Source organism: Sphingopyxis sp. GW821-FHT02C12 (assembly GCF_059421785.1).
In genome coordinates this window covers 2159645-2184982 of record NZ_JBWKVQ010000001.1, presented here as the reverse complement: position 1 = coordinate 2184982, position 25338 = coordinate 2159645, and the positions used below count along the sequence as shown (strand labels likewise).

Annotated in this window: 25 protein-coding genes and 1 riboswitch; of the genes, 10 read left to right on the top strand and 15 right to left on the bottom strand. The window is 64.8% G+C overall.

Features of this window, described 5'->3' with window-relative positions:
• Window positions 1–142 precede the first annotated feature (142 nt).
• Together AC07U1_RS10540 and AC07U1_RS10535 are read left to right on the top strand one after the other, a co-directional pair.
• Window positions 143–904, top strand: coding sequence for a DUF6680 family protein (locus AC07U1_RS10540; RefSeq protein ID WP_495176559.1), 762 nt, complete (start codon window positions 143–145; stop codon window positions 902–904).
• A 43-nt stretch (window positions 905–947) separates the two neighbouring features.
• The gene (locus AC07U1_RS10535; protein ID WP_495176560.1) at window positions 948–1889 is read left to right on the top strand and encodes a hypothetical protein; all 942 of its coding nucleotides are present in this window, start codon (window positions 948–950) and stop codon (window positions 1887–1889) included.
• A 108-nt stretch (window positions 1890–1997) separates the two neighbouring features.
• Here AC07U1_RS10535 and AC07U1_RS10530 read toward each other — a convergent pair whose 3' ends face one another.
• The 5 genes from AC07U1_RS10530 to AC07U1_RS10510 form a co-directional block, all read right to left on the bottom strand.
• Window positions 1998–2966 (bottom strand): phytanoyl-CoA dioxygenase family protein, encoded by a 969-nt coding sequence (locus AC07U1_RS10530; protein ID WP_495176561.1) that lies wholly within the window; start codon window positions 2964–2966, stop codon window positions 1998–2000.
• 12 nt (window positions 2967–2978) lie between these two features.
• Entirely contained in the window at window positions 2979–5606 is a 2628-nt protein-coding gene (gene metH, locus AC07U1_RS10525) for a methionine synthase (RefSeq protein ID WP_495177463.1), read from the bottom strand.
• 122 nt (window positions 5607–5728) lie between these two features.
• Window positions 5729–6781, bottom strand: a complete 1053-nt coding sequence (locus AC07U1_RS10520) for a homocysteine S-methyltransferase family protein (RefSeq protein WP_495176562.1) — start codon at window positions 6779–6781, stop codon at window positions 5729–5731.
• Complete coding sequence (gene metF / locus AC07U1_RS10515; protein ID WP_495176563.1) at window positions 6778–7719, bottom strand: methylenetetrahydrofolate reductase [NAD(P)H]; 942 nt, start codon at window positions 7717–7719, stop codon at window positions 6778–6780. Before metF ends, AC07U1_RS10520 begins: the two co-directional genes overlap by 4 nt.
• Window positions 7716–8702, bottom strand: a complete 987-nt coding sequence (locus AC07U1_RS10510; protein WP_056347243.1) for an ArsR/SmtB family transcription factor — start codon at window positions 8700–8702, stop codon at window positions 7716–7718. Before AC07U1_RS10510 ends, metF begins: the two co-directional genes overlap by 4 nt.
• Window positions 8703–8938: 236 nt before the next feature.
• Between AC07U1_RS10510 and AC07U1_RS10505 the strand changes: the two genes are divergently transcribed.
• From AC07U1_RS10505 to AC07U1_RS10490, 4 genes are all read left to right on the top strand, one after another.
• Window positions 8939–9256: a hypothetical protein gene (locus tag AC07U1_RS10505; RefSeq protein WP_056346370.1), complete on the top strand. Its 318-nt coding sequence runs from the start codon at window positions 8939–8941 to the stop codon at window positions 9254–9256.
• A 187-nt stretch (window positions 9257–9443) separates the two neighbouring features.
• Complete coding sequence (locus tag AC07U1_RS10500) at window positions 9444–9740, top strand: hypothetical protein (protein ID WP_056346368.1); 297 nt, start codon at window positions 9444–9446, stop codon at window positions 9738–9740.
• An 80-nt stretch (window positions 9741–9820) separates the two neighbouring features.
• Entirely contained in the window at window positions 9821–10033 is a 213-nt protein-coding gene (locus AC07U1_RS10495) for a hypothetical protein (RefSeq protein WP_495176564.1), read from the top strand.
• Window positions 10034–10068: 35 nt separating this feature from the next.
• A riboswitch (ZMP/ZTP riboswitch) is annotated at window positions 10069–10160 on the top strand.
• Between the two features lie 21 nt (window positions 10161–10181).
• Window positions 10182–10862, top strand: coding sequence for a DJ-1/PfpI family protein (locus AC07U1_RS10490; protein ID WP_495176565.1), 681 nt, complete (start codon window positions 10182–10184; stop codon window positions 10860–10862).
• Here AC07U1_RS10490 and AC07U1_RS10485 read toward each other — a convergent pair.
• From AC07U1_RS10485 to AC07U1_RS10455, 7 genes are all read right to left on the bottom strand, one after another.
• Window positions 10859–11671, bottom strand: coding sequence for a glutaminyl-peptide cyclotransferase (locus AC07U1_RS10485; RefSeq protein WP_495176566.1), 813 nt, complete (start codon window positions 11669–11671; stop codon window positions 10859–10861). The genes AC07U1_RS10490 and AC07U1_RS10485 overlap by 4 nt on opposite strands.
• Window positions 11668–12852: a sulfotransferase family protein gene (locus tag AC07U1_RS10480; protein ID WP_495176567.1), complete on the bottom strand. Its 1185-nt coding sequence runs from the start codon at window positions 12850–12852 to the stop codon at window positions 11668–11670. The genes AC07U1_RS10485 and AC07U1_RS10480 overlap by 4 nt, the downstream gene beginning before the upstream one ends.
• 122 nt (window positions 12853–12974) lie before the next feature.
• On the bottom strand, window positions 12975–14618 hold the full coding sequence (gene groL, locus AC07U1_RS10475) for a chaperonin GroEL (protein ID WP_056346359.1): 1644 nt from the start codon (window positions 14616–14618) through the stop codon (window positions 12975–12977).
• Window positions 14619–14696: 78 nt separating this feature from the next.
• Window positions 14697–14987, bottom strand: a complete 291-nt coding sequence (gene groES, locus AC07U1_RS10470; protein ID WP_056346358.1) for a co-chaperone GroES — start codon at window positions 14985–14987, stop codon at window positions 14697–14699.
• Between the two features lie 133 nt (window positions 14988–15120).
• Window positions 15121–16518, bottom strand: coding sequence for an MATE family efflux transporter (locus AC07U1_RS10465; protein ID WP_200938002.1), 1398 nt, complete (start codon window positions 16516–16518; stop codon window positions 15121–15123).
• Between the two features lie 99 nt (window positions 16519–16617).
• Window positions 16618–17811, bottom strand: a complete 1194-nt coding sequence (locus tag AC07U1_RS10460; RefSeq protein WP_495176568.1) for a TIR domain-containing protein — start codon at window positions 17809–17811, stop codon at window positions 16618–16620.
• 23 nt (window positions 17812–17834) lie between these two features.
• Window positions 17835–18425 carry a Pycsar system effector family protein gene (locus tag AC07U1_RS10455; protein ID WP_495176569.1) on the bottom strand — a complete coding sequence of 197 codons (591 nt, stop codon included), beginning with the start codon at window positions 18423–18425 and terminating at the stop codon, window positions 17835–17837.
• Between the two features lie 163 nt (window positions 18426–18588).
• Between AC07U1_RS10455 and AC07U1_RS10450 the strand changes: the two genes are divergently transcribed.
• The 4 genes from AC07U1_RS10450 (at window position 18589) to AC07U1_RS10435 (ending at window position 22747) form a co-directional block, all read left to right on the top strand.
• Window positions 18589–18825, top strand: coding sequence for an acyl carrier protein (locus tag AC07U1_RS10450; RefSeq protein WP_495176570.1), 237 nt, complete (start codon window positions 18589–18591; stop codon window positions 18823–18825).
• A 94-nt stretch (window positions 18826–18919) separates the two neighbouring features.
• Window positions 18920–20125, top strand: coding sequence for a serine palmitoyltransferase (gene spt, locus AC07U1_RS10445; protein WP_495176571.1), 1206 nt, complete (start codon window positions 18920–18922; stop codon window positions 20123–20125).
• 59 nt (window positions 20126–20184) lie between these two features.
• Window positions 20185–20685 (top strand): hypothetical protein, encoded by a 501-nt coding sequence (locus AC07U1_RS10440; RefSeq protein WP_495176572.1) that lies wholly within the window; start codon window positions 20185–20187, stop codon window positions 20683–20685.
• 100 nt (window positions 20686–20785) lie between these two features.
• A complete protein-coding gene (locus tag AC07U1_RS10435) occupies window positions 20786–22747 on the top strand; it encodes a response regulator (protein WP_495176573.1) in 1962 nt (653 codons plus the stop codon).
• 207 nt (window positions 22748–22954) lie between these two features.
• On the opposite strand, the gene AC07U1_RS10430 is transcribed toward AC07U1_RS10435, so the two are convergent.
• Genes AC07U1_RS10430 through AC07U1_RS10420 form a run of 3 tightly spaced genes read right to left on the bottom strand, consistent with a single transcriptional unit; the run spans window position 22955 to window position 25281 of the window.
• Window positions 22955–23818 carry a hypothetical protein gene (locus AC07U1_RS10430; RefSeq protein WP_495176574.1) on the bottom strand — a complete coding sequence of 288 codons (864 nt, stop codon included), beginning with the start codon at window positions 23816–23818 and terminating at the stop codon, window positions 22955–22957.
• An 8-nt stretch (window positions 23819–23826) separates the two neighbouring features.
• Window positions 23827–24801, bottom strand: coding sequence for a diacylglycerol/lipid kinase family protein (locus tag AC07U1_RS10425; RefSeq protein WP_056346343.1), 975 nt, complete (start codon window positions 24799–24801; stop codon window positions 23827–23829).
• 6 nt (window positions 24802–24807) lie between these two features.
• Window positions 24808–25281, bottom strand: coding sequence for a DUF2141 domain-containing protein (locus AC07U1_RS10420; protein WP_056346341.1), 474 nt, complete (start codon window positions 25279–25281; stop codon window positions 24808–24810).
• Window positions 25282–25338 lie beyond the last annotated feature (57 nt).

Here is a 25338-nt window from a genome sequence, read left to right as displayed (position 1 = left end):
AGGCTGGTTAATATCGGCGCCGTCCCGAAAGCGGACGGTTGACGTAACACGGGTTAAGGGCAGGTTTGGGGTGGGAAGCGGACCTAACCGCTTCTGGTTTTGGACGTCTGGGGGTCCGTCCTTAGCCTGATTCAGCGACGCCATGGTGCCGAAGCATCTCAATCACTTCGGTGTCTCCTTGGCGATATTTACTGCCACTACGTGGAACGATTACCACCGAATCGAAAAGCGACCCGGTTTCGAACCAGCTAATGGCGATGTCGATTGCGCTCTGGCTGTAGTCCAATTCCCTCCAGTCTGTTGCGCCAAGAGCTTCGCGCCGGATATGGGATTCGACTTTCTCGCGGCTAAGCGGCATCCTTATATGCAGGGGGAAAACATGCAGCCGACTATCACGGATTGGATCCAGGCGAGCGCAGCGGTCGTTACCATGCTTGCGGCGGCACTAGCAGTATACATCGCTGCGAAGGCGCCTCGATGGGCGGCTGAATTTGCAGACAGGTATCGCCGGGATAGTGAAAGCGCCGAAGAAAGAGAGCGAATCCGAAGGCACGTGATGATGATGCTCGTAAAGGGCCGTTCGCAGATAATTCACCCTGACACGGTCTCAGCAATAAACACGGTTGATGTCGCTTTTTTTGACGTGCCCGCCGTTCGGAGCGCGCATCGCGTTTTTTTCAATACTTCGCTGGCCAACGATCCAGAGGCCACAGTCAGGGCCTATCACGATCTGGTGAATGCCGTTGTGGCTGCGAATGGTATGGGAGATCACATCACACCCGCCGACATGCAAATGGGCTACTATCCCGCCGGTTGGGGAAAATTGGATGAGGCCGCCTTAGCCGACGCAGAAACCAAAATTGCGAAAAGAGCGCGGAGCACCTCAGAGAAGCAAGCGAGATAATCTCTGCAAAGTACGACCCTTTGGGAGGTTGGAGCGAAGTATCATGTTCCCAAACGAGAATCATAAACTGGACTTCCGCTTCGTCCTGACCGTCCTGATAGCCTTTCTCGGCGTCACTCTTTACTGGGCAATGTTTTATGATGCCGGGTACGGTTCAGGATTCAACGACAGAAAGGCAAAAGTAGAGGCCGCACATTACGCGAGCGATACACCAGAACAGATTGAACGAGAATGCGGCGCTAAAACTGGTCAAGCGGCCCGTGAATGCATCGCAACGATTATAGAAACCGAACGCGAGAGCGAACGCAACGAAAGCGATCTTGCCGCGCAATGGAAAGCTGCGGATTGGGTTATGATCGCGGGAGCCATTGCCGGGGCGCAATTGCTCGCTACTATCGTCGGTCTTTACTACATCAAAGGAACGTTGGACCAGACGGTCAAAGCTGTCGAGGAAACGACCAAGGCCACCCGCGTAATGGCGCGGCAGAATGATATCGCCGTCGCACAAGCGCGTCCATATTTGGTTATCACGAACGAGTACATTAACTGGTCGTATGACTATCTCCCCCAATATCGCCTCGCATTTAACCTAAATATTGAAAATGTCGGCGCAACGGTGGCAATGGAATTTCAACTTAGTGGCGACCTGTCGATAGAGCTGGATAATACCCCAATTCATTGTGCCGAACTTCGTTCGCACCGCTTACCCGGCACATTTGAGCCGCGTAAGCCCATTCCAGTCGAGCTGGCGGCGTATATCGACCTTCCCAAAGAGGTTTTGGAAAGGGTCCGCGGCAACAGTGTTCAGGTGGAAATAAAAGGTGTGTACTCATTTACGGGGGTCGTCATCGATCGAGAGGTATACGCGTTCAAGTGCAAGGGGGGTGGTAGGCCCATTGGACAAGATCTCATGTCCACAGGTGGAGGACTGAGCGCCGCGAGTTTCGAATCGTGGCGAGTCCCCAAGCAGCAGGCTGTAGGCTAGCAAATAGAACAAACCCGATATCTTCTGAAGAAGGTAATGGCGCTCAGAATGTCCATCACCGGTCGTTAGCGGTCAGCCAATGTCCGCAACCGCCCAAAATCACCCTCTTCACCGCCAGGGTCGGATCGTCATATTGGGCGAATAATAGGTCAGATATTGCGCCAGCCGCGGCTTGTCCGAGCGGTTCGGGCTTGCCGCATGGGGCAGGTCCTGGCGCCAGATGATCAGGTCGCCCGCCTTGCCCGCGATATGCTTCACGTCAGCCGAGAGGTCGGCCTCGCGCGGGTTGGCGCCGTCGAGGCCCGCCAGCCAGCCATCGATGCGCTTGTGAAAACCGGGCACGCAGCGGAATGCGCCCTGATCCTCGGCAGTGTCGCTGAGATAGAGGACCGCCTGCGTTCCGAACGGGATCGGCTGGACCAGGCTGGCATCCCAATGCACGTCCGATCCCGCGAACGGCCGGTCGGCGCGCTCGGGCGGGTTGAAACCCATGCGGTCGATCGTCACCCACAGATTTTCGCTGCCCCATAATTGGGCGAAGGCCTTATGGACGCGCGGGCTGCGCCGCGCGGCCTCAAGCGCGGGATGCTGGAAATGCGGCACCATGATGCCGTTGGTCTTCGCCGTGAACCAGCTTTCGACATCGTCGGGCGACGCGTCGATCACTCCCCAGAGCAGCGCCTTGACCGCCGCAATCTCGTCCGCACCGATCGCGTCGGACAGGATCACATAGCCATGCGCGTCCCAATGGGCGAGCGCGGCGGCGTCGAGCACGTCGGGCATCGCAGCGATCGCATCGAGTTGCGCTTGCGCGTCCCCGCCCGGCGGCATTTCATAGAGCCAGGCGTGATAGCGATCGACGAGGCGCGGGTCGGGCGGACCGGCGGTTTCGAGGATCCACGCCTGGAAACCCGCATAGTCGGGTTTCACCTGATAAAGCTGTTCGAACACCTGCTGGTTGCCGAGGCCCAGCGTGTCGAGCAGCAGCTTGCCCACCATCTCGTCAAGCGGCGGTCCCTTGCCGCTGTGCGACGCCCAAAATTCCTCGAGACAGGCGATTTCAAGCACTTCGGACATGGACAGCCTTCGTCAGTCGAGGTTGGGGCGCAGCCAGCGCGTCGCGGTCTCGATATCGACCCCGCGCCGCTCTGCATAGTCCGCAAGCTGATCGCTGCCGATCCGCGCCACCCCGAAATACTGGCTCTCGGGATGGCCGAAATAGAAACCGCTGACCGCAGCGGTGGGCAGCATCGCATAGCTTTCGGTGAGCACCAGCCCGGCCGTGTCACCCGCCTGCAACAGGTCGAACAGGATCGGTTTCAGGCTGTGGTCGGGGCACGCCGGATAGCCGGGCGCCGGACGGATGCCGCGATATTCCTCCTTGATCAGCGCCTCGTTGGTCAGTTGCTCACCGGGCGCATAACCCCACAAGGTCGTGCGAACATGCTGGTGCAGCCGCTCGGCAAAGGCCTCGGCGAAGCGGTCGGCGAGCGCCTTCAGCAAGATGTCCGAATAATCGTCCTTGTCGGCGCGAAAGCGCTCCGAATGCGGCTCGATGCCGTGGATGCCGACCGCGAAACCGCCCATCCAGTCGCCCGCCGGGTCGATGAAGTCGGCAAGGCACATATTGGCGCGGTCGCGGCTCTTCTTGATCTGCTGGCGCAGGAAGGGGAGCGTCACATGGCGCTCTTCTTCGGCGAGGTGGATAGTGACGCTGTCGCCGTCGCGCGCGCAGGGCCAGAAGGCGCAGACGCCGCGTGCGGTCAGCCATTTCTCCGCGATCAACTGGTCGAGCATCGCATCGGCGTCGGCCTTGAGCGCCCGCGCGGTTTCGCCGACGATCTCGTCGTTCATGATCGACGGCCAGGTGCCGTGCAATTCCCACGCCCGGAAGAAGGGCGTCCAGTCGATGCAATCGCGCAGATCCTCGAGCGACCAGTCGTCGAAGCGGTGCAGCCCGGGCTGGAGCGGCGGCGGCGGTTTGTCGCTGAGATAGGCGTCGTAATAATTGGCGCGCGCCTCTTCGAGCGTATGCAGCACGCTCTGTCCCTTGCCCGCGCGCACGTCGCGAACATGGGCATAGTCGTCCTTGAAGCCCTGCACATAAGCGTCGCGCCCGGTGTCGCTGACCAGCGCGGTCGCAACGCCGACCGCGCGGCTCGCGTCGAGCACATGGAGCACCGGCCCCTTGTACGCGACGTCGATGCGCAGCGCGGTGTGGACCTTCGACGTCGTCGCGCCGCCGATCAGCAGCGGCATCGTCATGCCGGCGCGCTGCATCTCCTCGGCCACCGTCACCATTTCGTCGAGCGAGGGGGTGATCAGCCCCGACAGGCCGATGATGTCGGCGTCATTCTCGTTCGCCGCCTCGAGGATCTTCGACCAGGGTACCATAACGCCGAGATCGACGATCTCGAAGCCGTTGCACTGGAGCACGACGCCGACGATATTCTTGCCGATGTCGTGGACGTCGCCCTTGACGGTCGCCATCACGACCTTGCCCTTGCCCTTCGCGCCCGGTTCCTTCGAGGCCTCGATGAAGGGCAGCAGGTGCGCGACCGCCTTCTTCATCACGCGCGCCGATTTCACCACCTGCGGCAGGAACATCTTGCCCGATCCGAACAGGTCGCCGACGACGTTCATGCCGTCCATCAGCGGCCCCTCGATCACCTCGATCGGCCGCGGCAGCAGCAGGCGCATTTCCTCGGTATCGTCGACGACATGGGCGTCGATGCCCTTGACCAGCGCATGTTCGAGCCGCTTGGCGACCGGCCAGCCGCGCCATTCCTCGGCCGCCTTTTCCTGCGCCGGATTGCTGCCCTTGTAACGTTCGGCGAGCGCGATCAGCCGCTCGGTCGGCGATTCCACCTCTCCTTCAACCTTGCGGTTGAGCACAACATCCTCGCACGCCTGGCGCAGTTCGGGGTCGATCGTGTCATAGACGTCGAGCTGCCCCGCGTTGACGATCGCCATGTCGAGCCCGGCGGGGATCGCATAATAAAGAAAGACGCTGTGCATCGCGCGGCGCACGGTCTCGTTGCCGCGGAAGCCGAACGACAGGTTGGAAAGCCCGCCCGAAAAATGGACGTGCGGGCAACGGACGCGGATCACCTTGACCGCCTCGATGAAATCGACGGCATAATTGTCATGTTCTTCCAATCCCGTCGCAACCGCGAAGACATTGGGATCGAAGATGATATCCTCGGGCGGGAAACCGATTGTCATCAGCAGCTTGTAGGCGCGCTCGCAGATTTCGATCTTGCGCTCCATCGTGTCGGCCTGCCCGACCTCGTCGAACGCCATGACGACGACCGCGGCGCCATAGGCCATGCATTTGCGCGCATGTTCCAGGAAGGGTTCTTCGCCCTCCTTCATGCTGATCGAATTGACGATCGGCTTGCCGGGGACGCATTTCAGCCCCGCCTCGATCACGCTCCATTTCGAGCTGTCGATCATCACCGGGACCCGCGCGATATCGGGTTCGGCGGCGATGAGCTTGAGGAAGGTCGTCATCGCATATTCGGCGTCGAGCAGCCCTTCGTCCATGTTGACGTCGATGATCTGCGCGCCATTTTCGACCTGCTGCCGCGCGACCTCGACCGCCGCGGTATAGTCGTCCGCGAGGATCAGCTTCTTGAACGCCGCCGAGCCGGTGACGTTGGTGCGCTCGCCGATATTGACGAAATTGGTGGCGGAGGAGGAAGCGGTTTCGGTCATCTGATCCATCTTCTCCCCTCCCGCTTGCGGGAGGGGTCGGGGGAGGGCTTGTTCAATCATCGTCGGTCGGTGCGGGGTGAGACAGGCCCTCCCCTAACCCCCTCCCGCAAGCGGGAGGGGGACTATGCCGCCATCGTGAAGGGTTCGAGGCCGGCGAGGCGCGTGCGCACCGGCACCTGTGGCAATGCGCGCGGTGTGAGGCCGGTCACCGCCTTTGCCATCGCCGCGATATGCGCCGGGGTCGAACCGCAGCAGCCGCCGAGAATATTGACCTGGCCGTGCTCGGCCCATTCGCCGACAAGGCCCGCGGTGGTGTCGGGCATCTCGTCATATTCGCCGAGTTCGTTGGGCAGGCCGGCGTTCGGATAGACCATCACCAGCGCGTCGGCGATTTCCGACAACACCTTCACATGCGGCCGCAGCTGCGCCGCGCCGAACGAGCAGTTGAGCCCGATCGTCAACGGCTTGGCGTGGCGCACCGCGTACCAGAAGGCCTCGACCGTATGCCCCGACAGGTTGCGCCCCGAGAGGTCGGTGAGCGTCATCGAGATCATCAGCGGCAGCTCGCGTCCGACCTGCGCCTCGGCCTCGATCACCGCGGCGATGCCCGCCTTGGCGTTGAGCGTGTCGAAGATCGTCTCGATCAGGATGAAGTCGGCGCCGCCCTCGGCCAGAGCGATCGTTTGCTCAAGATAGACGGTCTTGAGATGGTCGAAGTCGATCTCGCGAAAACCGGGATCGTTGACGTCAGGCGACAGCGACAAGGTCTTGTTGGTCGGCCCGATCGCTCCGGCGACAAAGCGCGGGCGCCCGTCCCTCGCGGCATATTCGTCGGCGAGCCGCCGCGCGATCTTCGCACTCTCGACGTTGATCGCGCGGACAAGATGCTCGGCCCCGTAATCCGCCTGGCTGATCATATTGGCCGAGAAGGTGTTGGTCGAGACAATGTCCGATCCGGCGTCGAGATAGGCGCGCGTGATCGTCTCCGGCACCTCGGGCCTGGTGATCGCGAGGATGTCGTTGTTGCCCTTCTGGTCGTGGCTCAGCCCGAGCGACCCGGCATAATCCGCCTCGGCCAGCTTCCAATTCTGAATCTCGGTCCCGAACGCACCATCGGTGAGCAGGATGCGTTCCTTGGCGGCAGCGATCAGGGCTTCGCGGGCGGTGGTCGTCATGCGGCTTTCTCCGTCGCGGGCGCCGCCGGACGAACCCCCAGCATATGGCAGATCGCATAGCTGAGTTCGGCGCGATTGAGCGTGTAGAAATGGAAATCGCGAACCCCGCCCGCATAAAGCCGGCGGCACAGTTCGGCGGCGGTCGTCGCGGCGACGAGCTGGCGCGCCGCGGGGAGGTCGTCGAGTCCCTCGAACAACGAAGCCAGCCAGCGCGGCACGTCGGTGCCGCACATCGCCGACATGCGCTGGATCGCGGCGAAATTGCTGACCGGCATGATGCCGGGCAGGATCGGCGCGGTGATCCCCGCCGCCGCCGCAGCATCGCGGAAGCGGAAGAAAGTGTCGGGTTCGAAGAAGAATTGCGTCATCGCGCGGGTCGCCCCGGCGTCGAGCTTGCGCTTGAGATTGTCGAGATCGGCCTGCGGACTCAGCGCCTCGGGGTGCATCTCGGGATTGGCGGCGACCGAGATTTCGAACGGCGCAATCTCAAGCAGGCCCGATACCAGATCGGCGGCGCAGCCATAACCATCGGGGTGGGCGCGGAAGCTCTCGCCCTTCACCGGCGGGTCGCCGCGCAGCGCGACGATGTGGCGGATGCCGGCATCCCAATAGGCCTGCGCGACCTCGGCGATCTCGTCGCGGCTGGCATCGACGCAGGTCAGGTGCGCGGCGGCGGGGATGCCCGTTTCCTGAACGATGCGCGCGACGGTCGCATGGGTGCGCTCGCGCGTCGAGCCGCCGGCACCATAGGTCACCGACACAAAGCGCGGACCGAGCGGTTCGAGCGTGCGGATCGAGTCCCACAAAGTCTCGCCCATCTTCTCGGTCTTGGGCGGGAAAAATTCGAAGCTGATGCCGATGTCGCCGGCGAGTCCGGCAAACAGGGGCGACGCGGCGGCGCGATGCGCCTCCGCCAGCGAGTTGAGATTGGTCGTCATGCCGCAAGCCTTTTGCGCTGCCCGTCCTCGCGAACGGGGGATTGATCTTCGTCCGAGCGGCGGCGGCCGAGCCAGAGCTTGACCGCCAGATCGCCGCCTTCGAGCGTTTGCGAATTTTCGAGCACCATGCCCGCCGAGGCGAACCAGCCGCGCATCTGCGCGTCCGAAAAGCCGAGGCGCGCGTGCGCGGCGACGTTGCGCATTTCCTCATCCTCGTGCGGCGCGAAATCGACGATCAACAGATGCCCGCCGCCCCGCAGCACCCGGCTGGCCTCGGCGATCACGCGGTCGGGTTCGTGCGCGAAGTGCAGCGCCTGATGGATCACGATGCTGTCGATCGTCGCGTCGTCGAGCGGCAGGTTCAGGAAATCGCCCTGCACCAAGTCGATCGGCACCGGCTGATCGGCGAGCTTGGCGCGTGCGATGCGCAGCATTTCGGGGCTGCGGTCGAGCGCGGTGATACGGCGCACGCTCGGCGCAAAAATCTCCGCCATCCGGCCCGTCCCGGTGCCGATATCGAGCAGATGGCCGAGCCGGCGGCCCGCCACCAGCGCGAGCATCGCCGCCTCGACTTCGCTTTCGGGAATATGGCGCGAACGGATCGCGTCCCATTCGGCGGCATGATCGGCAAAATAGCGTTCGGCAACCGCGGCGCGTTCGGTGCGCACCGCAGCAAGCCGCTGCGCGTCATAGCCGATGATCAGCGCCTCGCGCGGCGAGAAGGGCCAGAGTTCGGCGCGCGCCAGGATTTCGCCGACCGGCCCACCCTCTGCGATGCGCAGGAACACCCAGCTCCCCTCGCGGCGGCGCTCGATGATCCCGGCGTCGGCAAGGATACGGACGTGGCGCGACACACGCGGCTGGCTTTGCTCAAGGACGACCGCAAGCTCGCCGATCGCCAGTTCCATCTCGCGCAGCAAGGCGACGACTCGCAGGCGGGTCGGGTCGGCCAAGGCACGGAAAATGTCGATAAGCTCGGTCACATACGCACATATAAAGATTTCTTTATATCCAGTCAACCGAGCGCGGCGCCGCATTTCCGGCGCCTTTCCCAAAGATGAACGACCGCCTCGTCTCATTTGCGCCAGACCACGCAAAAAGCCCGTTGCACCGGATTCTGCGAAATTGTAGCGGTAAGGGCGGTTGGCAACTCGCCGGGTTCGGAATGGACCGTCTCCGGAATGCTACCGATCAGTTCAATCGAGAGGGGTATTCCCATATGAAAAAGTCGATCACTCTGTCGCTCGTCCTCGCCGCCTCGCTGGGCCTCGCCGCTTGCGGCGAAAAGAAGGCTGACGAAGCCGCAACCCCCGAAGCGACGACCGAAGCCACCACCGAAGGTGCTGCCGACGGTGCGATGGACGCCGCTGCCGGTGCCGCCGACGCGACCGCCGCTGCCGCTGGCGAAGCTGCCGACGCCGCGACCGGCGCCGCCGACAAGGCTGGTGAAGCTGCCGACAAGGCCGGCGAAGCTGCCAAGGCCGCTACCGAAGCGACCGACGCTGCCAAGGCTGCTGTCGACGCTGCCAAGAAGTAAGCGTTCCGCCAGCCTTTCGGCTGAAGGAATAAGGGGTCGCCGGTGCAAGCCGGCGGCCCTTTTCCGTTTTGGAACAAGGTCCAGCGCCCCGCACCGCTGCTCTACGGTTGCCAAGCGCGCGGCGGGGGGTTAGTCCTTGCCGTCAGGGACCGGATGCCGGTCACCTTGGCATTCGAAAGGAATTACCATGCGTAAACTCATCATCGCGTCGATCGCCGCTGCGGCTTTCAGCCTGACCGCCTGCTCGGAAAAGGCGAAGGAAGAAACCTCGGAAGCCGGCGCCGCCGTCGCCGATGACGCCGCCGCTGCCGGCGATGCCGTTGCCGCCGGTGCAGCCGATGCCGCCGACGCGACCGCCGCTGCCGCCGACAAGGCCGGCAACGCCGTCGAAGGCACCGTGAACGCCGCCGGCGACGCCGCTGCCGCCGCTGGCGACAAGATCAAGGACGAAACCGCCAAGGCCGAAGCCAACGACAAGAAGTAAGTCGTTGGCGCGCTGACGCGTGCATAAAAAAGGGGCTCCATTCCAAAGCGGATGGAGCCCTTTTTTGCGGGAGAGAGACGATGCCGAACCGCAGGACCGCCACGCTGGCCCCCGTTGCCGCGGCGCTGATGCTGATGACCGGGTGCGGCGGCACCGACAATGAACCCGGCCCGGGCGGCGTGACCGTCGGCGAAGCCAAGGCGCTCGACGATGCCGCCGAGATGCTCGAAAGCCGCGATGGCACGGCTCCCCCCGACGCGACCGCCGCCGATCGGGATCAGGCGAAGAAATAACCGCCTTCCGTCCGCGCCGGCGCGGCGCTAGAATGGAGGCGTCCCGCGACTGGCGCTGAAGATGGAGTCCCATCGGGAAGCGGGACGGACCGATTGGTCCTGCGAGCCGCGCGCCTGGGTGATCCATCGCCAGCGCAAGGACACGCCCATGACCGATATCCGGCCGACCACCATCGTCTTCCTGCTGTTCCCCGGCATCACCCAACTCGATTTCACCGCGCCCGCTCAGGCCTTGAGCCGCATGCCCGGGGCCACACTCGTCGGTGCGGCGGCGAACCTCGATCCGATCGTCACCGACAGTGGCTTTTCAATCCTGCCGACGCATGATTTCGCCTCGGCGCCGCAAGCCGACATTCTCTGCGTTCCCGGCGGCCACGGCGTGGTCGACGCTTTGGGCGATCAGGCAACGATCGCTTTCATCGCGCGGCAGGCGGCGGGCGCCGCATGGGTGACGAGCGTGTGCACCGGTGCCTTCCTGCTCGGCCGCGCCGGATTGCTCGCGGGCAAGCGCGCGACGACGCATTGGGGCTACACCCATCTTTTGCCGCGCGTCGGCGCCGAACCGGTGAAGACACGCGTCGTCGAACATGGCAATATCGTCACCTGCGGCGGCGTGACCTCGGGCCTCGATTTCGCGCTCACCCTGATTGCGCGGCTCAAGGGCGAGGCGGTCGCACAAGCGATCCAGCTTGCGATCGAATATGACCCCGCGCCGCCCTTCGCCGGCGGCCATCCCGACCGGACGCCCGCCGCGATTACCGCCGACCTGAAGACGCGGGTCTATGACGCGGCGGCGGCGCGGATGGAGGCGGCGCTGACGCCCCCCTAGCGGCAGTCGGTCAGCGCGATCTCGAACAGCTTCGACCAATATTTTCCGGTGACGAACAAGCGCTTCTTGTTCGCGTCCCACGCGATGCCGTTGAGCACCGCGTCGGGATCGCCAACGCCTGCGGTCGCGCTCAATCCCGTCAGGTCGACATATGATTTGACGGTTCCCGTTGCGGGGTCGATGCGCACGATCGCGTCGGTCATCCAGACATTGGCCCAGATTTCGCCCTTGATCGTTTCGAGCTCGTTGAGCATCGCCAGCGGCCGGCCGGCGAAGCGCACCGTAACCTTGCCCTTTTCGGTCATTGTCGCGGGATCGAAAAAGCGCAGGTCGGGCGTGCCATCGCTGAGAACGAGATCGTCGCCGACCATCGTGACCCCCCAGCCCTCGCCCTTGTAGCGGAAATCGCCGATCGGCTTCAGGTCCTGGAGCCGCCAGCGATGGCCAACGCCGCCCTGCCAGGTGACGCCGATGATCTGGTCGCGCCAGCGCGTGATGCCCTCACCGAACTCGTCGACGGGCAGCTTCGTTTCGGCGAGCGCCTTGGCCGTCGCAAGGTCGAGCCGCGCGAGGCGCGAGCGGCCATATTGGCCGGTACCTTCGTAAAGATAGCCATCGTGCCAGAAGAGCCCCTGGGTGAAGCTGTCCTTGTCGTGCGGATAGGTCTCGACGATGCGATAGCCGCAGCGCGGCACCGTCGGCAGTGCCGGCTCGGCCACGGCGGGCGCGGGGGCCGGCGCGGGCGGGGTGGCGACGGCGGGCAGCGCGAGCGCCGCCGCAGCGATCAGGAGCACGCGCGACGCGATCATGCCACCGGCTCCGACGGCGTCTTGGCCGCGAGCCGCTGTTCCTCGAGCCGCGCATAGGTCGCGAGCAGCGGCGCTGCGGCGGCGCGCAGCGCGGGCGATGCCTCGCGCTGCTTGGCCTCGGAATCGCCGGTGAAGGCCTGACCTGGCGCCTTCGAATAGCGCCCGCCCGCCGCGACGATCTTGTCGATCGAGGCCGCATCGGGGGCGACCCCGAAATGCGGCAGGAGCGCGTCGATCAATGCGGCGGGAAGCTGGTCATAGTTGAGCAGCAGGCAATCGCCGTCGACCGCATCCGCCGCGGCCGAGCAGATGCGCCCAAGAATCCACGCGGGATAATCCTCCGCCGCCGCGCCTTCCGCCGGATCGACACCATAGGCCTCGAGCGGCAGCACGCCGGGCCGGCAATGCATGCCGGGACGGCGCTGCTGCGATACCAGCACCTCGACGGGATCGCGGTAGAGAAAGGTCCAGGGCGTGTCGGGCCATATGCCGCGGAGCAGCGGCAGCACGAGAGAGTGCCAGGCGTCCAGCTTGATGAAGCGATGCCGGGCATCGCCGCCGCGGTCGCGGGTCAGCGCGCCGGCCATCGCGCGGATCGCGGCGGGCGACACCTGCCCCAATCCGACAAGCTGGATCACCGTGTCGAGGACCGGCGGTTCGGCGACGACGATATGGTCGGGCGCCGCGCCGAGCATCTGGCCGACGAGCGTCGAACCGCAGCGCGACATATGGAAGACGAGCCCGTCAGGCGGCGGCGCCTCGACGAAAGGCTCGATCACCGACAGCGGCGTCGCGGTGCGCATCAGCCGGTTGAACGGCAGCAGCCGGACCTTGCGCCATGTTTCCTCGAAAAAGGGATCGGTCAGCGGCAGGCCGGCGAAATGCAGCCATTCGATGACGATCGCACCCTGATAGGGTTTGAGTTCGACCGGCAACCAGTGGCGCGGCGGCGCCTCGGCCAGCCGCAGCGCGGGCAGTTCCTGCTCCATCTGCGGCGTCGCGGCGCGGGCAAGGCCGGCGGCAAAGGCATCGCGTGTGATCGGCAGGCCGAGCTCGGCAGCATAAGCCGTGATCGCGTCGAGAAAGGTCGCCGTATCGGCAAGCGGAGCAAGCCGGAGCTGCGCCGCCTCATCGGCCAGCAGCGCGGCGCGGAGGCGGTCGATGGGCGTGGCGGGAGTCATGCCGCCTCCATGCCCTTCCCTCGCTTGTCCCGCAAGCGCGAGGGACAAAAGGAAAGGGCCGGAGAGTTTCCTCCCCGGCCCTTCCTGTCAGCTTGCGCCGAGCGATGGGTGCAACAAGGACTTTAGAAGTCCATGCCGCCCATGCCGCCCATGCCGCCGCCGCCCATGGGCATGGCGGGCTTGTCGTCGGGCGTTTCGGCGATGCCGGCTTCGGTGGTGATCAGCAGACCGGCAACCGAGGCGGCATCCTGAAGCGCGATGCGGACGACCTTGGTCGGGTCGATGACACCGGCCTTGACCAGGTCTTCATAGACGTCGGTCGAGGCGTTGAAGCCGAAGCTCGTGTCCTTCTGGTCGAACAGCTTGCCCGCGACGACACCGCCGTCGAAGCCCGCGTTTTCGGCGATCTGGCGAACCGGAGCCTGCAACGCGCGACGGATGATGTCGATGCCGCGGGTCTGGTCTTCGTTGATGCCCGACAGGCCTTCGAGGGCCTTGGTCGCGTACAGCAGCGCCGTACCGCCGCCGGGGACGATGCCTTCTTCGACCGCAGCGCGGGTCGCATGCAGCGCGTCGTCGACGCGATCCTTGCGTTCCTTCACTTCGACTTCCGAAGCGCCGCCGACCTTGATCACCGCAACACCGCCGGCGAGCTTCGCCAGACGTTCCTGCAGCTTTTCCTTGTCGTAGTCGCTGGTCGTCGTTTCGATCTGCGCGCGAATCTGTTCGACGCGGCCCTTGATCGTCGCGGCTTCACCGGCACCGTCGACGATGGTGGTGTTGTCCTTGTCGATGGTGACGCGCTTGGCCTGGCCGAGCATGGCGAGCGTGACGGTTTCGAGCTTGATGCCCAGGTCTTCGCTGATCATTTCACCGGCGGTGAGGATCGCGATGTCCTGCAGCATCGCCTTGCGGCGATCGCCGAAGCCCGGTGCCTTGACGGCCGCGACCTTCAGGCCGCCGCGCAGGCGGTTGACCACCAGCGTCGCGAGCGCTTCGCCTTCGATGTCTTCGGCGATGATCAGCAGCGGGCGACCCGACTGAACCACGGCTTCGAGGATCGGCAGCATCGCCTGCAGGTTCGAAAGCTTCTTTTCGAAGATCAGGATGTACGGATCGGCCAGCTCGACGAGCATCTTTTCCGGGTTGGTGATGAAGTAGGGCGACAGGTAACCGCGGTCGAACTGCATGCCTTCGACGACGTCGAGTTCGAAATCGAGGCCCTTGGCTTCCTCGACGGTGATCACGCCTTCCTTGCCGACCTTTTCCATCGCTTCGGCGATCTTCTCGCCGACTTCGGTGTCGCCATTGGCCGAGATGATGCCGACCTGGGCGATTTCAGCGGTGCCCGAAACGGGCTTCGACTGTGCCTTGATCGTTTCGACAACCTTGGTGACCGCGAGGTCGATGCCGCGCTTCAGGTCCATCGGGTTCATGCCGGCGGCAACCGACTTCATGCCTTCGCGCACGATCGCCTGGGCGAGAACGGTCGCGGTGGTGGTGCCGTCGCCGGCCTTGTCGTTCGCCTTCGATGCGACTTCGCGCAGCATCTGGGCGCCCATGTTTTCGAACTTGTCCTTGAGTTCGATTTCCTTGGCGACGGTGACGCCGTCCTTGGTGATGCGGGGCGCGCCGAAGCTCTTGTCGATCACGACGTTGCGGCCCTTGGGACCGAGGGTGACCTTCACCGCGTCGGCGAGGGTGTCGACACCGCGCAGGATGCGTTCGCGCGCGTCGCGCGAGAATTTGACGTCTTTAGCAGCCATGGGCTTGTTCCTTTGAAATGCACAGAAAACCGCGCAACTTTACACTGAAATCGCATCCGCAAGGGACGCGGGGACGGTTCAGGCGATGACGCCCAGAATGTCCGATTCCTTCATGATCAGCAGCTCTTCGCCGTCGACCTTGACTTCGGTGCCCGACCATTTGCCGAACAGGATGCGGTCGCCCGCCTTGACGTCGAGCGGGGTCACCTTGCCATCATCGGCGCGGGTGCCGGTGCCGACCGAGACGACTTCGCCTTCCTGCGGCTTTTCCTTGGCGGTGTCGGGGATGATGATGCCGCCGGCCGTCTTTTCTTCGGCTTCGATACGGCGGACAAGCACGCGGTCGTGCAGCGGACGAAATTGAGCCATGGGACTCCCTCCAAATGATACGAACTATAGTCCTTTAGCACTCGCCACGGGGGAGTGCTAACAGGCGGGCATATGGGTGGGAGTCAGATAGGCGTCAAGGCGACTCCCACAAGATTCTTGCGAAGTTTTTGCGTCAGGCCGGTAACAGGCCGAGCCGGGCGCGCATCCGCCACCGCAGCAGCAGCAGCCCGGCAACGAGCACCAGCCCGACCGCCAACCCGATCCACACCCCGACTCCGGCCCATGGCGTCCAGAAGCCGAGGTAGATCGCGGTGCCATAACCGCCGATCCAGTAACCGCAGATCGCGATGATCATCGGGGTGCGCGTGTCCTGCAGCCCGCGCAGCGCTCCCGCCGCGACCGCCTGCGCACCGTCGAACAGCTGGAAGGCGGCGGCGACCACCAGGAACTGCATCGCGAAGCCGACGAGCGCGGCGTTCTTCGCGGCGTCGACGTCGACATAGATCGAGAGGACGAGCGACGGGAACAGCCACATCGTCAGCGCGGTGACGCCCATGAAGCCGATGCCGAGTATCATCGCAGCGGTCCCGGCATAGGAAATGCCGCGATGGTCGCCCGCGCCATAAGCCAGGCCGACACGGATCGTCGCCGCCTGCGCGACGCCGAAGGGGATCTGGAAAGCCAGCGCCGCGACCTGCAGCGCGATCGTGTGGCCGGCAAGCTGCGCCTCGCCGATGCGGCCCATCAGGAAAGCGGCGCCGGTGAACAGCCCCGCCTCCGCCAAAATGGTCAGTGCGATCGGCGCGCCGATGCGCAACATTTCGAAAAAGCGCGTCCATTCGCTGCGCCACCAATTGCCGAACAGGTGATAGCGCCGCAGCCGCCGGTCGGACTGGATGATGACGACATAAGCGAGCAGCATCAGCGTGCTGGTGATCACACTGGAGATCGCCGAGCCATGAAGGCCGAGCGCGGGCATGCCGAGATTGCCGAACACCAGCATCCAGTTGCCGAGCGCGTTGACCCCGAGCGCACCAAAGGTGATCGCGGTCGCGATCGTCGGCCGGCCGAGCGCCGACACGAAGATCCGAAGCACGCTCGCCGCGATCATCGGGAACATGCCCCACATCAAGATGAGCAGGAACCCGGCGGCGCGCGTCGACATGTCGGCGCCCTGCCCTGTCGCGATCATGATCGGCCCGCCCGCGGCACAGATACCCATGAAGACCGTGGCAACGAGCGCGCTGAGCCACAGCGCCATGCGCACCGTGCGCCGCACCTCGCGCACCGCATGTTTGCGGCGGCCGAGTTCGGCGGCGATCAGCGGCGCCGACGCCCCGACCAGCCCCGAGCCGGTCCACAACAGCAGACCGAAGATCGAAACGCCGAGCGACGAGGCGGCCAGCGCCGCATCGCCGAGCCGCGCCACGAAGATCACGTCGATCGCATGGACGAGCATCTGCAACAGGTTCGCGGCCGCCAGCGGCCAGGCGAGCGCCAGCGTCGCCCGAAATTCGGTGCGAAGACCCGACGGAACATCCGCGGTCAGGGGGGTGGCGGTCTGCAACACAGCCGGCCCGAATAGGCGCGGCCGCAGGGGGTTTCAATCGAGCGTTGGTGCCGGGCCCAAGATTGTCGGCGATGGTGGCATATTGGCCACATTCAGCGATCAGCGCAGGCCGGGGTGATAGGGCTCCGTCAGATAGATTTCGACGCGCCGGTTCGCCGCATCGCCTGGGTCGCGGCCTGGCAGCGGTGTCTCCGCGCCTTTGCCGGTCCAGGTCAATGTTCCTTCCGGAATCCCCTTCAGCGCGAGTTGTTCCGCCATTTTAATGGCCATGTTCGATGCGTCGCGGCTGTTACCGCCCTTTTCCACATGACCCTCGACAACGACCAGACCCGGACAATTCCGCCATGCGAGCCAGGCGCTGTCGGCCGCCTGCTTCCATTGCGGTTGCAGATCGGTACGCCCGGGCAAGGCGGCGATGCGAAAGGGATTGGTTCCGGGGCACCGCGCGGGTTTGTCCTTTCCCGCCACCCCGGTCGCGGTCGGGGCGGCGGCGGGATTGTTCGGCACAGGCACGCCTTGCGACGGACGTTCGGACAGCGCGCCGTCGATTGCCGCATTCTGTGCCTTGTCGCTGGTCGTGAAACGATCGAAAAGCGCGATCGTACCGAACAACAGCAGCACGACGATTGCGACGGTCCAGCCGTGACGACCTATCCATGATAGCGGGGATACGGCGGCGGATTCGGCTGGTGCCGGTGTCGGGATGGAGGTCGCCGGCGGCGCGATATCGGCTGCGGGCGCCGTGGCTTGCGCCAGGGATAGGGCGGACTCGGGCCGGATCAGCAGCGCCAGCCGCTGCTTCGCCTTGTCGACCAGCGGGTCATCGGGGTTGGCGGCGATCCAGCCGCGCCAGCGATCGGCGTCGGCATCCTGTTCGCAGCGAACATAGTCACCAAGTCCCGACCGCCCGGCAAGCCGTCCGATCCGCGTCACGATCTGCCGCCAGCCCTCACCCGACTGGAAGTCGGGCGCGTCGAACAGGTCGATCGCCTGCACCGACGCGAATTCGAGCGGCGGCAGGCAATCGTCGAGCCGGATCGCGACCAATCGGTTCGTCTGCCGCCCGGTCCGCGCCTCGGCGCGGATCCAGTCGCTGTCGGCGGCGCGTTCGGACCAGAGCACAAGCACCGCGCTGGCGCCGCGCACCTCGCGCTCGATCTCGCGGTCAAAATCGGTGCCGGGTTCGATATGCGCGTCGAACCACACCGATAGTTTCAGGTCGATAAGTGCGTTGTAGATCGCAACGCAGCGCGCCCGCTCCTCGCGCTTGTAGCTGATGAAGACGTCGGTCATTGATCGCCTAATGCATCACGCCGTCATTTGCTCCACAGCATCGCCATTTCGACCGCAAAGGCGATGAAGGTCGCGGTCAGCCCGACAACGAACAGCCGGTATGCATAGGCCAGATAGCGATATTTGCGCCGCGCGAGCACGATGCCGTTCTGATAGGTGTCGCGCAGCATCGTTTCGTAAATATCTTCCTCGGTGCGCAGCCGCGTCTTCACCGCGTCGATAAACTCATCCTCCTCCATCTGCGAAAAGCGCCCGAAGAACAGGATATTGCTGTGGTCCTTGCCGTCCTTGTAGACGATCGGCGGCGCCCTGCCGACGCGCGGCAGGACGGCGGAGATCGCGAGCAGCGCCGACAGGAAGGAAAAGGTCGCGAGGATCGCCAGCGGTATGGCGAGCGCCCCCGCCCCGGCGCGCGCCTGGCCGATCGCGAGGGTGAAGACGACGAAGGTCGCCCCCATCAGGATCGACGCCTTTTGATCGGCCATCTGGGACAGCGTCAGCGTGATCTGCTGGTTGGTGCGCACCAGATGGACCGCGTTCGGCGGAAAGCTGATCACGGGCGGCGGCGCTGCCGCCCCGGTCGGGTTCCTGGTCTCGCTGGCCTTGTCGTCCATCGGCTTGCCCCTGCCATGCCTGTGCGGTGCGACCCGCAGCAGCGATGGCACGTCCGTCCGGCGCGGGCAAGATGCTGCCCGAATCCCGCCGCATTCGCTTGCCAAGCAGGGGACAGCGCGGCATGCCCGCGCGCAACATTCTTTCTTTACGGGACGCACCCCTATGAGCACCGCCCTCACCGACCAGATTCACGGCCTGATCGCACCGTTCAACAAGAAAGGCGTCGAGCTGACCGACGCCACCACCTTTGCCGGCGATCTCGAATGGGACAGCCTGACGGTGATGGACTTCGTCGCCGAGGTCGAGGACACCTTCGACATCATCATCAGCATGAACATGCAGGCCGAGATCGAAACCGTCGGCCAGCTGATCGCCGCGGTCGAAAAGCTGCAGGGCTGACTGCCGTATGTTCCCCGGCGCAAGCCGGGACCCATGCGATATCGCGCCACTCATCTGGACCCCGGCTTTCGCCGGGGAACACGGAAGACCAAAAATGACCGACCTTTTTTCGAAATTCGATCCGCTGATCCAGCAGCGCGAGGATCTGCTCGCGACCGGCGTCACCGATCCGTATAATCTGGTGATGGAGAAAGTCGTCTCGCCGACCGTCGCGATCTGCAACGGGCGCGAGACGATCCTGCTCGGCACCTATAATTATATGGGCATGACCTTCGACGAGGACGTCATCGCCGCGGGCAAGGATGCGCTCGACAAGTTCGGCAGCGGCACCACCGGCAGCCGCGTCCTCAACGGCACCTATCAGGGCCACAAGGAGTGCGAAGAGGCGCTCAAGGAATTTTACGCCATGGATCATGCCATGGTGTTCTCGACCGGGTACCAGGCGAATCTCGGCATCATTTCGACGATCGCGGGCAAGGGCGACTATGTCATCCTCGACATCGACAGCCATGCGTCGATCTATGACGGGTGCGCGATGGGCAATGCCGAAATCGTCGCGTTCCGCCACAACGACGTCGAAGCGCTTGAAAAGCGCCTGAAGCGCCTGCCTCCCGAGGCAGGCAAGCTTGTCGTGCTCGAGGGCGTCTATTCGATGCTCGGCGACATCGCGCCGCTGAAGGAAATGATCCGCGTCTCGAAGGAGGCCGGCGCGATGGTGCTCGTCGACGAGGCGCATTCGATGGGCTTCATCGGCGAACATGGCCGCGGCGTCGCCGAGGCGCAGGGCGTGCTCGACGACGTCGACTTCGTCATCGGCACGTTCAGCAAGAGCGTCGGCACCGTCGGCGGCTTCTGCGTTTCGAACCACCCGAAGTTCGAAATCCTGCGGCTCGTCTGCCGTCCTTATGTGTTCACCGCCTCGCTGCCGCCGAGCGTCGTCGCGACGGCAGCGACGAGCATCCGCAAGCTGATGCACGGGTCGAACAAGCGCGCCCATCTGTGGGAAAATTCGAAGCTGCTGCATAAGGGTCTGCGCGATCTCGGCTTCACGCTCGGCACCGAAGAGCCGCAGTCGGCGATTATCGCGGTCATCATGCCCGACCTCGAACAGGGCGCGATGATGTGGGAAGCGCTGCTCGAAGAGGGGCTCTACGTCAATCTCGCGCGTCCGCCCGCGACCCCCGCCGGGATGACCCTGCTGCGCTGTTCGCTATGTGCCGAGCATAGCAGCGAACAAGTCGGCGAGATTCTGGGCCGCTTCGAACGCGCCGGCAAACGCGTCGGCATTATCGGCCAGTGACTTATAAGTTTAGCCCGCTTGGCCCCTACGCTCTGCCACTAGAACGGGGCCAGCGTGCTTTGGATTTCGATTTGATAGAGGATGTTTTGTCAGCGGCCACGCTTGACGCCGAACGGCTACTGGGAATCGATTTGGAGGACGCGATTGGACTTTATGTCTTTTCGATCAGGACGTCTGGCGGGGGCCATTACCCATATTATGTAGGCCAAACGTGCAACCAGTCGCTTCCTCAACGGTCCATACGCAACAAGGACAAAAAGGGATTTTACGACACAATTCTGCAGAAATGCGGTTTTGTCAGAGGGACGCCATGCATCACCTTCCTCCCCTTGCTTACGCCCTCGGGACGCACGGCAGGCATAGGCACCAATGATGGGATAATATCTGATGCCGAAGTAATGCTAATAGGTGCCTGCAAATCTGCAAACAACGATCTCTGGAACCTTCAGCACAATAGTGAACCCAAGTTCGAGGTTCATGGCTTTACTAAAATCGACCGGAGGATACCCACCGAAAAGGCGTTTGCCGAATTACTGCATGCATCCCCCGCCAACGCGTGATCCGACCAGCCGACTCATTTTCGGGGCGAATTGACGGAGCCAAGGCCCGGCGACCCGTTCGCGGCTTTTCCACGCGGCGCTTGTCCGGTACAAGCGCCGGGTGTTCGAGCGGGAATATGACAGCGAAAGCGACAGCCGGCAGGAGCGTCTCCGCTTCTGGCTGACGATCGGCGTCGGCGCGATACTCGTCGGGGTCGTCGTCGCGCTCGTCCTGCTCGTGACCCGCGCCAACGACAATTACGACCGCTCGCTCGGCTGGCAGGCGCACAGCCTCGAAGTCATATCGCAAACGCGCAGCCTCGACGCCGCGCTCGCGCGGTCGGAGGCGGCGCTCGGGCGTTTCGCGGTTGGGCTACAAAAAGAGGATGGCCGCGTCTATCAGCAGCAATGGGGCCTCGCGCGCCAATATCTGACCATGCTGCGACGCAACGTCCGCGACAGTCCCAAGGCGGCGGAGTTGGTCAGGCAGCTGACGACCGAACTCGACCGCCGCGGCGCGCAGCTCGGCGACGCGGCGCTCAGCGCCAATTACCGGCAGACGATCGCGGCGATCTCCAAATATAATGCCGCGGGCCACGACGTCGCACTGGTCCGCATCGACCGCCTGCTGACCCAGTTGATCCAGAACGAACGCACCCTGCTCGCCGAGCGCAACCGCGTCGCGGCCGCCGACCGCGACAGCCTCTACCAGGCGATCCTGCTCTTTTCGCTGCTCGGTGCCGCCGCCGCGATCATCGCCATCGCCGCGACCTTCTCGCTGATCCGCGCCGAAGGCGACCGGCGACTGGCGCGGCGCGAACAGCTTGAGGAGGCCGACCGCGCGACCCAGCTCGAAACCGCGGTCGCCGACCGCACCGCCGAACTGGCACAGGCGAACCGCGCACTGCGCAACGAGATGGCCGAGCGCGCGGTGGCCGAGGACCAGCTGCGCCAAGCCCAGAAGATGGAGGCGGTCGGCCAGCTGACCGGCGGTATCGCGCACGACTTCAACAATATGCTCGCAGTCGTCGTGGGCGGACTCGAACTCGCGCAGCGCTGGCTCGCCGATGCGCCCGACAAGGCGCAGCGGCACATCCACAACGCGCTCGACGGCGCCAACCGCGCCGCCGACCTGACCCGCCGCCTGCTCGCCTTCGCGCGATCGGAACCGGCGCGACCCGAAATGATGGTGGTCGACGACAGCATCGCCGCCTTTGCCGAGCTGATCGGGCGCACGATCGGCGACCGCATCGCGCTGACGCTCGACCTGCAGGCGCCGGGGCTTGCGGCGTGGCTCGACCGCCAGCAGTTCGAAAACGCCCTGCTCAACCTCGCGGTCAATGCGCGCGACGCGATGGAGGGCCATGGGGCGCTGACGATCCGGACGCTGGGCGACGGCGAGGACGAGCCCGCAGCGCTCGCGGTGCAGGTGATCGACACCGGCTGCGGCATGTCACCCGACGTGCTCGAACGCGTCTTCGACCCCTTCTACACCACCAAGCCCGCGGGACAGGGCACCGGCCTCGGCATGAGCCAGGTCTTCGCTTTCTGCCGCCAGTCCGACGGCGAGGTGCAGATCCAGTCGACCGAGGGCGAAGGCACCAGCGTCGCGATGCTGCTGCCGGTGATCAAGCGGCCCGAGGCCATGCCGACCGAAATCGCAGCATCGCCGGTGGCAGCGACCGAGGCCGCAAGCGAAGCGCTGCATATATTGGTCGTCGAGGACGATCCGCGCGTGCTCACCGCGACGGTCGAGGCCGTCGAGGAACTGGGGCACCGCGCGGTCGCGTGCAACGACCCACGCGCGGCCGAGGCGTTGGTCGAGGCGCACGGCTTCGACCTGATCCTGTCCGACGTGCTGATGCCCGACCTCACCGGCCCCGAGCTGGTCGCCGAGCTGAAACAGCGCTGGCCCGACCTCGCGGTGCTGTTCGTGACCGGCTTCGCCGGCGACGCGAGCGAGGTCGCCGCGTTCGGCGACCATGACGTGCTGCGCAAGCCCTTCACCCTGACCCAGCTCGATCAGGCGATCCGGCGGAGCGGTGAACCGCGTCCAACGGAAAAGATCGCGGCATTCGGCTGAGGTTGGGTCGCTGGTCGGCGGTGGGAAGCGGACCTTGGCCGATCCTCCCTGTCGCGGAGCGATGGGGAGGTGGCAGCCCGTAGGGCTGACGGAGGGGCCGACGCCGTCAGGCGTCGGTGCGGCGCCGCGGCCCCTCCACCACCGCTCCGCGGCGGTCCCCCTCCCCACGGCTTCGCCGCAGGGAGGATCTACGCCCGCTAGCGGCCGTTACCGTATCGCCCCGCTCCGCATCAATCGCGGCACCAGCGTCAGCGCCGCGACCAGCGGCCATCGCCGCTGCCAGGGCTTGATCTCGATCTTGGTCCCCGCGTGGCGGTTGATCTTCCACGCCAGATAATCGATCCCGCCGGCATAGGTCAGGCTCGCCTTGGCGAGGCGGACGATGCTGAGCGCCTTGCCTTCGGCGCGGCGGCGCATCCAGCCGCCGGCGCGCGCATTCGCCGGGATCGCGGCCATCGCCGCGACGCTGAAGCGCGCATAGCGTTCGGGGGTCGCGTCGACCACCGACTGCGCCCGGCTGGTGCGTTCGGCGCGCAGCTCGGCCGAGTAAGTGAGCGCGAAGGCGCGGCGCCACCAGTCGAGCGGTTGCTCGCCATCGACCGCGCCGGCGGCGGCAAGCAACGTCGGCGCGGCGCGCGACACTGCGGCGATCGCGCGGTCGCGCGCGGTGTCGTCGACCGCCCACACCAGCCGAGACGGCTGGGCGAAGCGCGCCCAGACCGACACGTTGCGCGTCTCGGACCCGTTCAGGCGGTGGAAGTCGGCTTCGCTCAGCACCGCATATTTGGCGATCAGCCCGTCGTGCTGGAACGGAAAGACGTTCGGCGGGATCAGCCGGTTCGCCGCCGCCATCCAGCGCCGGCCATAGGCGTCGCCATAGTCGGACACGATCAGGTAGAAATCGAGCATCAGCCCGTCGAGCTGGGTTTCGCGCAGGCAGCTGCCGTAAAACAGCACCGCGCGCGCCGAGCCGGGATATTGCGCCGCGATCGCCGCGGCCATCATGCGCGCGCGCGGATCGACGGGGGTGGCGAGTTCGGCGCGGACCAGATCGGTCAGGCTGTCGTGCATGACGAGGCTCAGGCGGCGAGCCGCAGGAAGGGAACCGGCTGGGTCGAGGTCAGGACGATCGGGCGCCCCGACTTGGCGATGAAAATCTCGCCGTCGAGGATGACGTTCGACCGCTCGCCCTCGATCCGGATTTCGTCGCCCTGCTGGAAATGCACGCCTTCGAGCGGATTTTGCCCGAGCGTTCCGCGCAAGGTCGCGCCGAGCATGCGGAACAGCGCGCCGGCGCCGCGCTCGACCGCGAGCAGCTTCATCTGGCCGCGCGGGCCGGGACTGTCGTTGGTGCGGATGCTGAGCAGCAGCTTTTCGAGCGTGGTGACGATCAACAGCGAGAATTTGCCGTGCAGTTCGCCCTGGCGGATCAACGACACGATCATCGGCTGCGGCTTGGGCGGCAGCCGCCCGCCGCCGATCCCCAGCAGCATGGCGAACAGCCCGAGGACCGCCGCCAGCACGTGCGACAGCCCGTTGGGCAGGCCGAGCGGATAGATGCGGTTGCGGCAATAGAGCATCACATCGGCGAGATAGGCGCCGCCGAGGAACATGCCGAGCACCGGCCGCGCTTCGCCGCCGCTGTCGAGCGAGATCAGCTGGCGCTGGATCACATGATCCTCGATCCGGCCGGTCTCGACCAGTTCGATCACGCGTTCGAGCGCCTTCAGCGGATCGCCCTCGGCGCCCAGGTCGAGCGCGATCAAATTGGTCTTGCCGTTGGGCAGCACCGCGACCGGCGGCGGCGAACCGCCGAAATAATCGCCCGAATAGAGTTCGGTCAGCGCCGCCTGGACGGTGCCGTCGCCGCCGTTGACGACGATGATGCGCGGGGACACCATCGCGATGGTGCGGATCGCCTCGCCGATCTGGTCGACGTCCTCGACCTCATAATGGAATATGTCGGGATGCGCCGCGCAGATTTCCCGCACCCGCGGCAACAGAGCACGGTTGCCGGTCGAGCGTGGATTGGAAAGGAGCGCGACGCTGGCCATAGTTCCTTACATATATTTCATGGTGATCGAGATCGTCTTTGGCGCATCGCCCACCGCGAACGCCGTCTTCTTGTAGCTCGGCTTGCCGAGGTTGAAGATGTTGATGCTCGGGTTGTTCGACATGCCGCCGCCATCCGATGACAGGTCGGTCTTGCCGTTGCCATTGACGTCGTGGCGCACCGCGATGCCATAGCTGCCGGCGGCCGGCAGCGGCACGCACACGGTCATCGACGCGGCGCGCACGGGCACCTCGATCCGGTTGATCCAGCGGCCCTTGGCCAGCCAGTCGGCCGATGTGGCGCGATAGGCCTGAACGCGCACCCGGCCCGTTCCGGCCTTGAGGCCGCTGATCTGGACAAGGGTGGACGGACCGCTCCGGCATTTCGACAGGTCGTTCGACAGGACCTGCCCCTCTGCATGTGCCGGTCCCGTGACCGCCAGCAGAATGATGCAGAGTGACGTCGATACAAATTTCGACATGACGCATTAGCTCCCAGTGGCTATAGCCATGCCAGCCAAAGCCGGCACGGGTCCCTG